The following is a 14,614-nucleotide window of genomic DNA, read 5'->3' on the forward strand; positions in this document are numbered from 1 at the left end:
GCTGCCTGTGGGTGGCGCAGGCCCTCCAGTATCCGCATCGAACTGACCCAGTCCGCCCGGGCCGCTGCGTGGTCGCCCGACGCCCACCGGTCGTCGGCCCGTGAACCAAAGAGGCTGCATAACAGCCCTGTGCGCCCGTCTGGTCGCGCCTCGGACGGCGGGGAAACGTTTCCAAACCCGCCCCCGGGGTTTGCCTGCGGTCGCCGTACGGTCTGCTTTCCCCTGAAATCTCGTGCGGGCCAGCAATCGATGACAAAGGTGGCCCCCAGTTCCATGACCAGCCGATACCTCCTCAGCCGCCGTACCATCCTGCGGACCGCAGGCGTGGCCACCGCGACGATCGCGAGCGGCCTCGCCGTTGCCCCGCGCGCTTTCGCCGGCGCCGTGCCGGACTTCGCGACGACTCCGTTCACCGTCGGCGTCGCCTCCGGTGACGCGATTCCGGGGGCGGTCGTCATCTGGACCCGCCTCGCGCCCGCGCCGACCGCCGTGAGCCAGGGCATGGACGGAGTCGGTAGCGTACCGGTCGGGTGGCAGGTGGCGCGGACGCCGGCCGCCCTTGAGTCCGGCGATCTCGTCGCCGCCGGTACCACGACGGCGGACCCGGAACACGGCTGGTCGGTGCATGTCGACGTCACGGATCTGCGTCCCGACACCGCCTACGCGTACCGGTTCGTCGTCGGCGACTGGGTCAGTCCCGTCGGGTTGACCCGCACCACGCCCGTTCCGTCGGCCGACCGGGCCGCCAGGTTCGCGGTAATCAGCTGCCAGAACATGGCCAGGCCCGGCAGTGGTCTGTTCTACTTCAACGGGGCCGCGGACCTCGGGCGGCGTGACGATCTCGACTTCGTCGTCTTCCTCGGCGACTACATCTACGAGTTCGGCCGCCCGGGCCACATCCCCAACCGGGCGGTGGTCTCGCTCGACGACTACCGGCGCCGGTACGGGCAGTACAAGTCCCGCGACGCGATGCTGGCACTGCACGCCCGCCACCCGGTGTACGTCGTTCCCGACGACCACGAGTTCTTCGACAACGTCGCCGGTGGGGACCCGGACATGACCGAGGCGGCACGTGAGCGGTTCAGCAACGCGTTGCAGGCGTACTGGGAGAACATGCCGCTGCGCGGCGGGCCGCCGGTCTACGACGCCGCGTCGGGCCGCAAGCACCTCCGCCTGCACCGACAGGTGCGGTGGGGGCGGCACCTCGACCTGCTGCTCGTGGACGACCGGCAGTGGCGCACGCCGACCGGCACGATCCTCGGCAAGGAACAGATGTCCTGGTTGCTGGGCAAGGTCGCCAGCTCGCACGCGACCTGGACGGCGATCGGCTCCGGAGTTCCCGTCTCCTGGTTCCCCGGGTTCCCCGGCACGATGGACAAGTGGACCGGCTACGAGGCCGACCGCTCCGCGCTGACCGATGCGCTCGGCGCCCGTCTCGCCGCCCGCAAACGCCGCGCGTTCAACCCCGTCGTGGTCAGCGGCGACACCCACCGCGCGATCGTCACCTCGGTGCGGCAGCGGCAGAACGAGAACTCCGCGCTGGTGGCGACGGAGTTCGTCGGGCCCCCGATGACCAGCAACAGCGGCACCGACTTCGAGGCGTACCTCGACCCGGGCGCGTTCCGCGCCCAGTACGCCTACGGGGACCCGGGATCCCTCAGCTCGTACCGCGGCTATCTCGACTGTACGGCTGATTCGACCTCGTGGACGGCGGCGTTCGTGCTGGGCAACGCGGTCGAGCGGCCGGGCGGCACGGTGTCGGTGATGGACCGTTGGCGGGTCGACGCCGGCGCCGCGATCGGTTCGGTCTACCGCCTCTGAACCAGTGGCCGGGACGGCTCCGACGCGCGGAGCCGTCCCGGCGCACCGGGGGCCGGCCCGCCGCCGCCGCCGATCTCGACGCGCACCTGGCGGTGACAGGTGCGCGTCGAGCGCGCGGCCGCTAGCTGGTGCTTCGGAAGCCGCGCAGGCGGAGGCTGTTCGCCACCACGAAGACCGAGGAGAAGGCCATCGCGGCGCCGGCGATCATCGGGTTGAGCAGGCCGGCGGCGGCCAGCGGTAGGGCGGCGACGTTGTAGGCGAAGGCCCAGAACAGGTTGCTCTTGATGATGCGTAGCGTCCGGCGGGCAAGCCGTATGGCGTCCACGGCGGCGGTCAGGTCGCCGCGGACCAGGGTCAGGTCCGACGCCTCGATCGCCACGTCGGTCCCGGTACCCATGGCCAGCCCCAGGTCGGCCTGGGCGAGCGCGGCGGCGTCGTTGACCCCGTCTCCGACCATCGCGACCGTCTTGCCCTCGGCTTGGAGGCGCTTGACCACTTCGGCCTTGTCGGCCGGCAGCACCTCGGCGATCACCTGGTCGATGCCGACCTCGGCGGCGACGGCCGCGGCGACGGTGGCGTTGTCGCCGGTGAGCAGTACCGGAGTCAGGCCGAGTGCGCGCAGCCCGGTGACGGCCGCCCGGCTGGTCGGCTTGACCGTGTCGGCGACGGTGAGGACGCCGCGCGCCCGGCCGTCCCAGCCGGCCAGCACCGCGGTTCGGCCGGCGGCCTCGGCCGCGCTCGCGGCCTGTTCGACCTCCCGCGGTACGTCGAGCCCGCGCTCGCGCAGCAGCCGCAGCCGGCCGACCACCACCTCCCGGCCGTGCACGGTACCGGTCACGCCGAGACCTTCGGCGTTCGCGAAGCCGGTCACCGGTGCCGGTGTGCCGGTTCGCGACGCCTCGGCGGCGATCGCCCGGGCGATGGGGTGTTCACTGGCGGCCTCCAGCGCGCCGACCAGCCGAAGCAGTTCACTGCGGTCCTGACCGTCGGCGGGCAGCACGTCGACCAGGGCCATCTTCCCGGCGGTGACGGTGCCGGTCTTGTCCAGCAGTACGGTGTCGACCCTCTTCGTGCTCTCCAGCACCTCCGGGCCCTTGATCAGGATGCCGAGCTGGGCGCCGCGGCCGGTGCCGACCAGCAGGGCGGTCGGTGTGGCCAGGCCGAGGGCGCACGGGCAGGCGATGATGAGCACCGCCACGGCGGCGGTGAACGCCGCGGTCAGGCCGCTGTCGTTGCCGATCCAGAAGCCCAGGGTGGCGGCGGCAAGGGCGATCACGATCGGGACGAACACACCGGAGATCCGGTCGGCGAGGCGCTGCACGGCGGCTTTGCCTGCCTGGGCCTGCTCGACCAGCTTCGCCATCTGCGCCAGTTGGGTGTCGGCGCCGATCCGGGTGGCGGTGACCACGAGGCGGCCACCGGCGTTCACGGTGGCGCCGACGACGGTGTCGCCCGCGCCGACCTCGACCGGAACGGACTCGCCGGTGAGCATGCTGGCGTCGACGGCCGAGGTGCCCTCGTCGACCACCCCGTCGGTGGCGATCTTCTCGCCCGGCCGGACCACGAACCGGTCGCCGACGGCAAGCTGTTCGACCGGGATCCGGGTCTCCACACCGTCGCGGAGTACCGCGACGTCCTTGGCGCCGAGTTCGAGCAGGGCGCGCAGGGCCGCGCCGGCGGTGCGCTTCGAGCGGGCCTCGAAGTAGCGCCCGGCGAGGATGAAGGTGGTCACCCCGGCGGCGGCCTCCAGGTAGATGTTGCCGGCGCCGCCCGTACGGCTGATGTCGAAGCTGAACGGGTGCGTCATGCCGGGCGTTCCGGCGTCGCCGAGGAACAGTGCCCACAACGACCAGCCGAACGCGGCGAGGGTGCCGAGCGAGACGAGGGTGTCCATGGTGGCCGCGCCGTGGCGCAGGTTGATCCAGGCGGCCCGGTGGAACGGCAGGCCACCCCAGACCACGACCGGGGCGGCCAACGTCAGCGACAGCCACTGCCAATAGGTGAACTGCCAGGCGGGCACCATGGCCAGCAGGATCACCGGCAGGGTCAGCACGACCGAGACCCACAGCCGGGTCCGCGTACCGCGCGTTTCGTCCACCGGCTCGGCGGCCGGTTGCGAGCCGGCCGGCGCGGGCGGGGGTGGCAGGACGGCGGTGTAGCCGGTCTTCTCGACTGCGGTGATCAGATCCTGCGGCGTGACGGTGTCGTCGTAGCGGACGGTGGCCTTCTCGGTGGCGTAGTTGACGGTGGCGGTGACGCCGTCGAGGCGGTTGAGTTTCTTCTCGATCCGGGCCGCGCACGAGGCGCAGGTCATCCCGCCGATTTCGAGTTCGAGCTGGTTGCGCGCGACGCGCAGCGGCCTGGCGGGTGAGGTCATGACGTGCTCCGGTCTCAGTTGTGGGGGTGGCCGGGCTCGCCGTGCCCGCCAGTGGCTGATGGGCTCGGCGTCGCGGGACCGGTCGGGGCGGTGCCACCGACCGTGGGGGCCTGGCCGGCGGTCAGGGTGAATTCGGCGGTGCGCACGGTGCCCTGGTGCTGGAAGTCGAGGAAGAGCCGATACGTGCCGGCCGAAGGGACCTCGGCGAAGAAGGTGACCCGCGGTCCCGGGCTGGTCCGTCCGTCTCCGGGCTCGCCTTCCGGGTGCACGTGCAGGTACGCCAGGTCGCCCTCGCGCAGGGCGACCAGGTGCCCGTAGGCGCCCAGGTAGGGCTGCAGGTCGGTCACCGGAGCACCGTCGTGGCTGACGGTGAGGCTCAGCTCGGCGGTGCGGCCGGGCTGGAGAGTGCCGTCGATCGTCACCGTGTATCCGTCGACCGAACTGCTGGTCGCCGGTGCCGGCAACGGTCGTGGGGTGAACGGGCCGGGAACGGATACGTCCACGCCGAGGGTCAGCGGCGGGCCGCCGCTGGGGGTGAAGTCGGCGAAGGCCCGCCAGGTGCCGGGCTCGCCGACCGGGGACGCGACCCGCCAGGTGCCGTCCGGCGCCATCTCCGGGTGTACGTGCCGGAAGCCGGAGAGGTCCCGGCGGGTCACGATGAGATGCATCCGCTTCTCGTGTGCCTCGTCGAAGGCGGTGACGGTGTGGGCGTCCGGGCCGGTGATCCGGAAGGCGAATTCGTCCACCGGTGCCGGGACCGGGACGAGGGTGTAGCCACGGTCGGAGACCAGCAGTCCGCCGGGAATCTGGTTGAACGCTCCCGAGTCGCTGTCGTGGCCGCCGCCGTCGTCGTCGTGGCCGCCGGCCTCGTGGCCGGTGGTGCTCTCGGGGCGGGTGTCGGCGGCCGGGGCGACGGGGTCGACGACATGGCCGACCCCGTACGCCGCGCCGAACACCGCCGCGAGGCCGAGGGCGAATCCGCTCAGCTTCGTCGCCGTGTTCATGTGACTGGCACCTCGGTTCCTTCGGGGTGGTGGGAACTTCAGGCGGCGACGAGGTCGTAGCCGGCCTCGTCGACGGCGGCCCGCACGGTGGCCAGGTCCAGCGGCGCCTCACTGGTCACGGTCACCCGCCCGGCGGCGAGGTCGACCTGGACGTCGCTGACGCCCGCGATCGCGCCGATCTCGGTGCTGACCGAGTTGACGCAGTGACCGCAGGTCATGCCCTTCACCTGGTACGTCGTGCTGGTCATGGAATGCTCCTCTCACATCTCACCCATACTCCCCGGGGGTATTTGGCGGGCGGACGCCCACGATCGCCCATGTGAACCAATACCGGGGAGGGGTATCGCCGTGTACGACCGTAGCATACCCGGGAGGGGTACGTTATCCTCGGTTCCATGACCACACCGAACCCGACCCCGACCCGGGGCTACACCGCCACCAAGGACCAGCTGCTCGCGCGGCTGCGGCGCGTCGAGGGGCAGGTCCGGGGCATCGAGAAGATGGTCGACGACGACCGCTACTGCATCGACGTACTCACCCAGATCTCCGCGATCCAGGCCGCGCTCGACAAGGTGGCCCTCGGCCTGCTCGACGGGCACGCCCGGCACTGCATGCACGAGGGAGCGGCGGAGGGCCGGGCCGACGAGATGGCGACCGAGATGATGGCCGCCGTCGGCCGCCTCATGAAGCGGGGCTGACCTCGCTGGGCGCACGCCCATCGCAGATGCCGCCCGATCCGCTACCACAAACGGTCGTACGACAGTCCTTGTTGGACATAGCCAGACGACCCTTGAGATGACGTGGGTGATCGACTAGATTCGATCACCAGACACGCTCTGGAGCGGCTTCGTGATCCTAGGAGAGTGACCCCATCGCATACATCGACCTAGGGGTGGACGAGACGGAGCTGCCCGGCGTGCGTGGGCCGCTGCGCTTCCGGCCGGAAACCGGCCAACCGTTGCTTGAGCTGGTCGAGGTGCTGCTGCGCGGGCCGCATCCGCTCTCCCCCGGCGAACGGGAACTGATCGCCGCGTACGTCTCCGGCCGCAACGAGTGCAACTACTGCTGCTCGGCGCACTCCGCGTACGCGGCGGCGCAGCTCGACGAGGGCATGACCCTGGTCGACCAGGTGCGCTCCGACCTCGACAACGCCCCGATCTCCGCGAAACTGCGCGCCCTGCTGCACATCGCCGGCGCCGTCCAGGTCAGTGGGCGCGAGGTCACCCCCGAACTGGTCAAGGCCGCCCGCGCCGAGGGCGCCACCGACCTGGAGATCCACGACACGGTGCTCATCGCGGCGGCGTTCTGCATGTTCAACCGGTACGTCGACGGCCTCGGCACCCAACCGGCAACCGGTCCCGAGTGGTACACGAAGGCGTCCGAACGCATCGTCAACACCGGCTACCGGCAGGTCGTCTGACGACGATCCGGCTCCGCTTCCACCCACGTCGCATCGCCGTCGCGGGACGCGGGTGGTGACCGCCGGTCCCGGCCGCGCTCTCCGAGGCGTACCGCTTGGCGGCGCCACCTGATCGTGATCGCGACGGTGCCGCCCCGGGTACACGCCGCTCCCACACGAGCCGGCCATGCCGCAACACCTCCCCTGCGATCCCGTCGCCCGGCGTGGACCAGTCGTGGACAACTCGTGGACTGCCTGAGGACCGCCGGTCCGACTCTGGTGCACGAGCCACGACAGGTGGCGCGTGACGAGCGAAAGAGGAGGAGTCCCGTGAAGAAGCTGCTCTCGCTGGCGGCTGCCCTGATCCTGACCTCGGGGGCGTTCATGGCCAGCCCCGCCGGTGCTGCGGTTCCGCAGGACGGAAGCGCCGCGCAGTTGGCCGGCGATCGGTCGATCGTGGGTCTGACCGCCGCGACGCTCCCCACCGGCGCGGGTTCGGCCCCGGCCGCCCCCGCTCCCAGCCATCAGGGATCTGACCGTGCCACCGGCGGACCGATCGTGCATCAGGTGCCGCGTGTCCCCCCTCACCATCGACGGCAAGCCGGCGAGCCCCGACGGCATAACCAGGTACAACGGACGGCCGCTCTACATGGCGGCGATGCTGGACCGTGGCGCGGCAGCGGAACTTGTCGCGTTCACCAGCCCGGCCGAGTTCGAACAGTTCGTACGCAAGAACGGCGGGCCGGCGAACGCGCTGGCCCAGCCCGCAAAGGAGATGACGGAGGACGCGAAAGGAGCGACCGGAGAATCATCCGCGGGTACGACCGGACCGTCGATCAACTTCACCAACAGTACGGCGATCTATGAGCACTCGCACTTCCGCGGGAACCTGTTGGCGACCGCGAGCGGTTGGGGGTATCGCGATCTGAGCAGGGTGAGCATGTACTGCCATCTGTGGTGCATCGACTGGAACGACCAGGCGTCATCGGTAGCGGCCGACAACCACAACGGCCAGACGATCTGGGAGCACGCCGGGTGGACCGGATCGGCACTGTGGACTCCGGGTGGAATGGGACGGGTCAACCTCACCGATCTCGGTTGGAACGACCGCGCCTCGTCGTTCGCGTCCTGGTAGGCAAATGAACCCGCACGCGTGGCTGGTGGGGGGCGAAACAGTCCGACGGGCAGACTCGCTCCCGAACCTGTGGTGAAAAGTCGCACGGAGGGTACTCCGGCCGCTGACCGCGGCCGGGGTACCCCGGTGTTTTCCAGCGATTCTCCGGCCAGAACGAAGGCCGCCGGTAAGGCGTGGCACCGCGTCCACACCGTCCCCCGTCGGACGCCGGTGGCAGCAGGGTGAGCGCAAGAACTGGCATTACCGATGCATCGGTAATTTAGACATCCGCGAATGGCTGACGGTGCCACACTGCGAAGCGGCACGGCTGCCTGACACCAGGTGGACCGGCCGCCGAGCCGACGACGGGGCCCTCCAACAGGAGGACCCGTCGATGCGTGGAACGGGGTGGCCGCCGTGAGGTTCCAGGCGTTGGGTCCGCTGACGATCCAGCTTGAACACGGACGGCTGGATCTTGCTGGATCTCGGGAGCAGCGCACCCTCGCCGCACTGTTGCTCGACACGAACCGGGTGGTGCCGGTGTCCCGACTGGTGGAGGCGATCTGGGACGAGCGACCACCGGCCACCTCGGTCAAGGCGGTCCGAAACTGCGTGTCCGCTCTCCGCAGCCGCTTCGCGGAGGCCGGGGCGCCAACCGGCTGCATCGTCACCGACTCCGGCGGCTACATCCTGCGTGTCCCGGACGACGACGTGGACCTACGGGTCTTCGCCGACCAGGCACGGCAGGGCCGCCGGATGGCCGCTCGTGGGGATCTGCCCGGCGCTGTCGCTCAGCTGCGACGCGCGCTGGCGTTGTGGCGAGGCACCGCCTTCACCGGTGTCACGGGACGGCTGATCGAATCCGCCGCGATCCAACTCGACGAGCAGCGCCGAAACCTGTACGAGGAGTGCCTGTCGCACGAACTCGCGCTGGGCCGTGGCGCCGAACTCGTGGACGAGATCGCTGAACTGGCCGCGGCGAGGCCTTTCGGGGAACGGGTGCAGGGACACCTCATGCTCGCCCTGAGCTGTGCCGGCCGCCGGACCGAGGCGCTGGAGGTGTATCACCGGGTCCGCCGCCTGCTGATCCACGAGATGGGGATCGAGCCGGGGCCGGAGTTGTCCGAGCTGCACCGTGCCGTCCTGAACGGCGATCCGGGGCTGGGACCCGTCGCGGTCGCCAGACCCGCTGCCCCGACCCGCCCCGTACGCGCGCCCGTACGCACGACGGCCGCCGCCGAGCCGCCCGGCCCGCCGACGGCCACCCCGCCGGTTCCGGCACAGTTGCCCGCGCAGCCGGTCGCCTTCACCGGGCGCGATCCGCAGCTCGATGAGTTGACCGGCCTACTGGATGCGGCCGTCGGGTCCGGTCGGACCACGGTGGCGGTGCTGTCCGGCACCGCGGGAGTGGGCAAGACCGCTCTGGCGATCCACTTCGCCCGCCTCGTGGCCGACCGGTTTCCTGACGGCCAACTCTACGTCGACCTGCGCGGATTCCATCCGACCAGCCCACGGCTTGATCCCGACGAGGCGATCCGCGGCTTCCTGGGCGCGTTCGGGGTACCCCCGGCGCAGATACCAGGCGGTCTCGCCGCCGCGTCCGCGCTTCTGCGCACGATCCTCGCCGGGCGCCGTGTTCTGCTGCTGCTGGACAACGCCCGCGATGCCGACGACGTTCGCCCGCTCCTCCCCGGCGCACCGCAATGCCTCACCCTGATCACCAGCCGTAGCAGGATGACCGGACTGGTCGCGACCGACGGAGCGCACCCGATCATCCTCCACCCGCTGCCGCCCGACGACGCGTACCGGCTGTTGACCCGTCGCCTCGGCACGGCCCGGGTCACCGCCGAGCCAGCGGCCGTCGCCTCGATCGCCATCCGGGCGGCGGGGCTCCCCCTGGCACTGGCGATCGTGACGTCGAGAGCGGCTGGTCACCCCACCTTTCCCCTCCAGGCGATCGCCGACGAACTGGAACAGGCACGCGGAAGCCTGGACGGATTCTCCGACCTGGACACCGCGACCGACGTACGGTCGGTTCTCTCTTGGTCGTACCACGCGCTGAGCGACCCCGCCGCACGCCTGTTCCGACTGCTCAGCCTGCACCCGGGACCGGAACTGGGCACCGCTGCGGCGGCCAGCCTGGCGGGCGTCCCGGCCCAGCGGGCACGTTCGCTGCTGACCGAACTCGCCCACACGCACATGGTCACCGAACGTACTCCCGGCCGGTACGGCATGCACGACCTGCTTCGCGCCTACGCCACCGAGCGAGCGAGCACCGAAGAGCCTGAATCAGAACGACTTGCCGCGACGCGCCGGATGCTCGACCACTACCTGTCCGGCGCTTACCTCGCCGACCTACAACTGAACGCGCACCGGGATCCGATCCACCCGCCGGCCAGGGCCGAAAGCGTGACCGTGCCGGAGATCGGCGACCGTGGCGCGGCCTGGGCCTGGTTCAGCCGGGAACACCCAGGGCTGCTCAACCTCCTCCGGCAAGCCGGTTACGACGGGCACCCGGTTCACGCGTGGCAGCTCGGGTGGGCCCTGACCACATACCTCGACCGCCGTGGCCACTGGCACGACCAGGTGGTCGTCCAGCAGATCGCGCTCCAGGCGGCCCGCCGGGTCCAGGACCCGGACGGACAGGCCCGAGCGCACCGCAACATCTCGATCGCGCAGCTACGCCAGGGCCTGCACGACGACGCCCAGGCTCACCTGCGGCACGCACTACGGCTCTACACAGCGCTCGACGATCCGGTCGGACAGGCTCGCACCCTGCTCAACCTCGGTACCGTGGCCGAGCGCCGGGACCGACCCCGGCTCGCCCTCCGCTACGCCGAACAGGCGCTGAACCTCTTTCGGACCGCCGAACATCGGCCCGGGCAGGCGAACGCCCTCAACAACGTGGGCTGGTACCACAGCCAACTGGGCAACCACGAAGAGGCGTTGCACTACTGCCAGCAGGCACTGCCCCTACAGCAGGAAACCGGCAACCGGTACTGGGAGGCCCACACCTGGGACAGCATCGGAAACGCGCATCACCAACTGAGCCAGTTCCCGCAGGCTGCCAAGTGCTACCAGGAGGCCTTGTCACTGTGGCGGGAGGCAGGCGAGCGCTACTACGAGGCGACGACGCTGACCCACCTGGCCGCAACCGAGTTCGCCAGCGGTGAGACGCGCGCAGCGCGGAACAAGAGGCGGCAGGCGCTGGAGATCCTCACCGAGTTGGGACATCCCGACGCGGAGCAGGTCCGCAGCACCATGCAGGAGCCCACGTGACAGCGACGCCGACCCGACCATCATCGGCCGATGAACTGCCGACGCGGATACCCGCACTTCCGCTTCGTCCCGCAGCACTACAGCGCCGTGGCGTCGTGGAACGCTGCGTCACCGTCTCGAACAGCACCATCGCCACACTCCTGCAACGGCTACGATCCGAGCCCTTTCGAAGACACCGCCTCGCGCAGGCCGAGCAGGTCCAGGGTCAGCATGCCCGACTCCAGGGCTGCACGCATGCCGTCCTCCTTGCGTTCTCGTTCGATCCCGGCGTCGATTGCCGCGGTGAGCCGGTCGCCGGGGATCACGACGACTCCGTCCCGGTCTCCGATGATGACAAGAACATCGTCAATTCGGTACTTAAGGCTGCAAAACTGATCGAGCTACTCAGCGCTCACCAATCGGACATGGGCCTCGCCGAACTCGCCGGCGCCACCGAAATGACCAAGTCGACGACCCGCCGCCTGCTGGCCACCCTCGAGGAAGCCGGCTGGGTGACCCGGATCGGCGACGGCCGCTACAAGATGACGATCCGGCTCTTCGAGATCGCCGCCGGCATCACCGACAGCATCGACCTGCGAAGCCCTGCCCGCCATGCGCGAACTCCGCGACACGTTTGGCGAACCCGTCTACCTCTACGTCCTCGACCAGGGACGCGCGGTCTGTCTGGAACGGGTCGAGGGCACCCGACCGTTCCGGATCGTGTCACTGCGCGCCGACAGCGTCACCCCGCTCGCCATCGGCGCCGCCCCCACCGCACTGCTCGCCTTCCAGAGAACGAATTGCTCGACCGGGCCTGGCGCGAGGCGCAGGCGCTCGCCCAGCGCCCCTTCGACAACCTCGGGCAACTCACCGCACTACTCGCGAAGATCAGGGTCGACGGCTACAGCTTCACCGCAGACGACGTCACCACCGGAGTCGCCGCGATCGGCGCGCCGATCCACGATCTGTACGGCAACACCATCGCCGCCCTGAGCATCGCCGGGCAGCGCGAACACCTGGACTCCGAACAAAAGCCCGCGATGGTCGCCGCACTGCTACGTGCGGCCGGTGAGGTGTCCCGCCGGCTCGGCCACAACCCCACCACGACCCACCGCTGACGCCGACCGCGGCCACGCCCGATCAGGCCTTCGCATGGCCGACGCCGTCGCCGTGGAGTTCGCCGTACGTGCCCAAACTCCCCAACAGCCAGGGGCAACCTCGCCAACTGGCGGCAGGAGCGGGCGGCCCCGCCACCGCTTTCGCACAGCTACTCGACGACCTCCTCCGGGTCCTCGGCCCCAACCACCGCGACACCCCACGGCCGGATAGACGCGGTCGAGGGGACGGTCCTGCCGCTCGGCGATCCCGTCGAGGACCTTGTCGGTGAACGTGGAGATCGTCTGTTTCGACACGTCGGTGCCGTACACCTCGGTTAGATACGCCGCGATCTCCCCGTGCGAAACCCCCTGGCCGACGACCACAGGACCAGGTCGTCGACCCCGGTCAGACGCCGCTGCCGCTTACGCACGATCTGCGGCTCGAACGTCCCCGCAGCATCCCGCGGCACCTCGACCGGCCCGACATTGGTCAGCACGGTCGTGGTCCGGCCGCCGTTACAGCCGTTTCCACTGCCACGACCCGGCCGTGCCGGGTGCGTGCAGGTGGTAGCGGTGGGCCAAGGAGACGGGCGTTCGACGAATCGGCTCGTCCAGGATGGCCTGCCACCCGGCTGGTTCCACGCTGTGGCACGCGGCCACCGCACGATCTTTGGTTGCCCTCACAAGCCATCGATAATCACGCGGTGGCCGCCTTTGCACACGCCCCTTGTCCGAGGCCGAAGCCAAGTGACGTTGGAGTGTTAGCGCTGCAGTGTTAGCAGACCCGGCCGGTAGGGCAGGCGGCCGTAGTCGCCGCCGGAGTTGGGGTCGCGTCCCTGGTAGAGCAGTTGCAGATTGCAGGGATCGACCGTCATGGTTTGGTCAGCGTTGCTGCGGATCAGTTCGCCGTGACTGATGTCGTTGGTCCAGGTGGCGCCACTGTTGGCCTTGCCCGCGAAGGGGTTGCTCTCGGTTGTGGCCTGTGGTGTCCACGATCCACCCAGACTGGTGGCAGTGAACGAGCGGAAGTATCGCCCCTGCGCCCCGATCGCTTCGACGAGCATGAGGTACCGGTTTTCGCCCTGGAGCTTGTAGACCTGGACCCCTTCGAACAGGTTGTTCGTCGTATCACTCATGACTATCGTCGACGTGGAGCCGAAGCTGCCCGGGAAATTCCCGATAGGCATGCTGGCCCGGTAGATCCTACCGTTGTCTCCAGCGAAGAACAGGTACATGTTTGCGCTGTCGCCGATGAGTGCCTGGTCGATGGGTCCGGTACTGGAGTTGGAAATACTTCCGGAGAAAAGTACCTGCTGCGATGACCATGAATTGACATTTGTGGGGTCGCTCGATGTCCGGTACGAGAAGGCGGTTCCGCCCCACTGGTAGGCGAGCACCCATATGTTTCTGGGGGCGAAGTAGAAGAGCGTAGGGGCAACGGCAGAGAAGGGCATCGCGTTCTGGCTGGTCGAGGCCATGTCGGACCAGTTTGTGAAGAGGCCGAAGTTCATCGAGCCCCATGTCGTACCCGTGTCGTGCGTCGTCGCGTAGACGAGATGCCTGCCGTTGTAGGGGGCGTGGGTGAAGTCCTTGAGTGATACCCAACCCGACCTCGGGTTCGCCAGTGAGCCCGTCGAGTTCCAGCGGTACGTCGAGGGAAGAGCACAGGTGCCAGGCGGCGGCGTGGTGGGATTGGTCCCGCCGTCGACGCGGACGAGTTGCCACTGCTGGTTGTTGCCGCCCCAGTCGTCGTACTGCACGATGTTGCCACCGTCAGCGGTCGACGCGCCCTGCACCTCCACCGCCTTGTTGCTGTGCCGGTTGATCAACCGAACGTAGCCGCCGGCGGAGTCCGCCAGCCGGAACTGCTGGTTGGACCCGTTACCGTCGGCCCACTGCACAATGCTGGCGCCGTTGGCCGTCGACCAGTTGTAGACGTCCAGCACCTTGCCTGACAGCCGGGACTTCAACCGGTAATAGCTACCGCCCGAGTCAACGAACTGCCACTGCTGCTGGCTGCCGTTGTTCCGGGTCCACTGCGTGATCCGCGCCCCGTCGTTCGTGGCCAGGTTGTACACGTCCAAAGCCTTGCCACTGTTGCGGTTCAACAACACGTACCACGCGGTCGTATCGACAGTCGCGGCGGCAACGGGCGTCGACACCACCATGGCAGCGACACCACCAACCACCAGCACCGCCGCGCTAGCGGCGACGGCTCGCAGGGACCGTCCGCGCCATCGCGACGGCGACGCGATCGGTGCAGACCCACCAGAGGTATACATGATCCTCCTTTAGACACTGAGATTTGGACGAGGCACCCCGAAGTGGGCGCATCGCGACGCACAACCGGCCGCCAATACCGGAATATGAGCGTTGACGAAAGGCGCCCGCTTGCCCGGCGTACGCCTCCCTCAAGGTCCGCCGAAGCAAGGCTGCCCGGCAAGCCGCAGGCATCGACATCCTTGACCATTTACGGTGGGTGTTAGCGTGCTGTTCGTCAAGACGCTCCAACCTCCGCCCAAACAGCAGCGCCTCGCGGCGCGC

At 69.3% G+C, this 14,614-nt stretch carries 10 protein-coding genes and 1 pseudogene; 6 read left to right on the forward strand and 5 right to left on the reverse strand.

Going from position 1 to position 14,614, the window contains the following annotated elements; translation table 11 throughout:
- Window positions 1–273 precede the first annotated feature (273 nt).
- The gene (locus QCD66_RS23640) at window positions 274–1,821 is read left to right on the forward strand and encodes an alkaline phosphatase D family protein (protein WP_375734591.1); all 1,548 of its coding nucleotides are present in this window, start codon (window positions 274–276) and stop codon (window positions 1,819–1,821) included.
- Window positions 1,822–1,942: 121 nt separating this feature from the next.
- Here the strand turns inward: QCD66_RS23640 and QCD66_RS23645 are convergent, their stop codons facing one another.
- Genes QCD66_RS23645 through QCD66_RS23655 form a run of 3 tightly spaced genes read right to left on the reverse strand, consistent with a single transcriptional unit; the run spans window position 1,943 to window position 5,450 of the window.
- A complete protein-coding gene (locus QCD66_RS23645) occupies window positions 1,943–4,198 on the reverse strand; it encodes a heavy metal translocating P-type ATPase (protein WP_375734590.1) in 2,256 nt (751 codons plus the stop codon).
- Between the two features lie 14 nt (window positions 4,199–4,212).
- Window positions 4,213–5,202: a hypothetical protein gene (locus tag QCD66_RS23650; protein WP_375734589.1), complete on the reverse strand. Its 990-nt coding sequence runs from the start codon at window positions 5,200–5,202 to the stop codon at window positions 4,213–4,215.
- A gap of 38 nt (window positions 5,203–5,240) precedes the next feature.
- Complete coding sequence (locus tag QCD66_RS23655; protein ID WP_357539301.1) at window positions 5,241–5,450, reverse strand: copper ion binding protein; 210 nt, start codon at window positions 5,448–5,450, stop codon at window positions 5,241–5,243.
- A 147-nt stretch (window positions 5,451–5,597) separates the two neighbouring features.
- Here QCD66_RS23655 and QCD66_RS23660 point away from each other — a divergent pair, with 147 nt between their 5' ends.
- From QCD66_RS23660 to QCD66_RS23680, 5 genes are all read left to right on the forward strand, one after another.
- Window positions 5,598–5,900 (forward strand): metal-sensitive transcriptional regulator, encoded by a 303-nt coding sequence (locus QCD66_RS23660; RefSeq protein WP_357539302.1) that lies wholly within the window; start codon window positions 5,598–5,600, stop codon window positions 5,898–5,900.
- A gap of 173 nt (window positions 5,901–6,073) precedes the next feature.
- Window positions 6,074–6,622 carry a carboxymuconolactone decarboxylase family protein gene (locus QCD66_RS23665; protein ID WP_364212856.1) on the forward strand — a complete coding sequence of 183 codons (549 nt, stop codon included), beginning with the start codon at window positions 6,074–6,076 and terminating at the stop codon, window positions 6,620–6,622.
- 628 nt (window positions 6,623–7,250) lie between these two features.
- Window positions 7,251–7,736, forward strand: coding sequence for a hypothetical protein (locus tag QCD66_RS23670; protein ID WP_375734588.1), 486 nt, complete (start codon window positions 7,251–7,253; stop codon window positions 7,734–7,736).
- A 396-nt stretch (window positions 7,737–8,132) separates the two neighbouring features.
- Window positions 8,133–10,994, forward strand: coding sequence for a BTAD domain-containing putative transcriptional regulator (locus QCD66_RS23675; protein WP_375734587.1), 2,862 nt, complete (start codon window positions 8,133–8,135; stop codon window positions 10,992–10,994).
- Window positions 10,991–12,091: an IclR family transcriptional regulator gene (locus tag QCD66_RS23680; protein ID WP_375734586.1), complete on the forward strand. Its 1,101-nt coding sequence runs from the start codon at window positions 10,991–10,993 to the stop codon at window positions 12,089–12,091. The genes QCD66_RS23675 and QCD66_RS23680 overlap by 4 nt, the downstream gene beginning before the upstream one ends.
- Here the strand turns inward: QCD66_RS23680 and QCD66_RS23685 are convergent.
- Window positions 12,029–12,735, reverse strand: a pseudogene (locus QCD66_RS23685) (transposase). The gene QCD66_RS23680 and the pseudogene QCD66_RS23685 overlap by 63 nt on opposite strands.
- Before the next feature lie 96 nt (window positions 12,736–12,831).
- Window positions 12,832–14,352, reverse strand: coding sequence for a non-reducing end alpha-L-arabinofuranosidase family hydrolase (locus QCD66_RS23690; RefSeq protein WP_375734585.1), 1,521 nt, complete (start codon window positions 14,350–14,352; stop codon window positions 12,832–12,834).
- Window positions 14,353–14,614: the final 262 nt, after the last annotated feature.

Source organism: Polymorphospora sp. A560 (genome assembly GCF_045781765.1).
GTDB classification, from domain to species: Bacteria; Actinomycetota; Actinomycetes; order Mycobacteriales; family Micromonosporaceae; genus Polymorphospora; species Polymorphospora lycopeni.

What these genes read in the sequence shown, in the direction of transcription:
- QCD66_RS23640 (WP_375734591.1), top strand. Translation starts at nt 274, where the DNA reads ATGACCAGCCGATACCTCCTCAGCCGCCGTACCATCCTGCGGACCGCA.
- QCD66_RS23645 (WP_375734590.1), bottom strand. Translation starts at nt 4,198, where the DNA reads ATGACCTCACCCGCCAGGCCGCTGCGCGTCGCGCGCAACCAGCTCGAA.
- QCD66_RS23650 (WP_375734589.1), bottom strand. Translation starts at nt 5,202, where the DNA reads ATGAACACGGCGACGAAGCTGAGCGGATTCGCCCTCGGCCTCGCGGCG.
- QCD66_RS23655 (WP_357539301.1), bottom strand. Translation starts at nt 5,450, where the DNA reads ATGACCAGCACGACGTACCAGGTGAAGGGCATGACCTGCGGTCACTGC.
- QCD66_RS23660 (WP_357539302.1), top strand. Translation starts at nt 5,598, where the DNA reads ATGACCACACCGAACCCGACCCCGACCCGGGGCTACACCGCCACCAAG.
- QCD66_RS23670 (WP_375734588.1), top strand. Translation starts at nt 7,251, where the DNA reads ATGGCGGCGATGCTGGACCGTGGCGCGGCAGCGGAACTTGTCGCGTTC.
- QCD66_RS23690 (WP_375734585.1), bottom strand. Translation starts at nt 14,352, where the DNA reads ATGTATACCTCTGGTGGGTCTGCACCGATCGCGTCGCCGTCGCGATGG.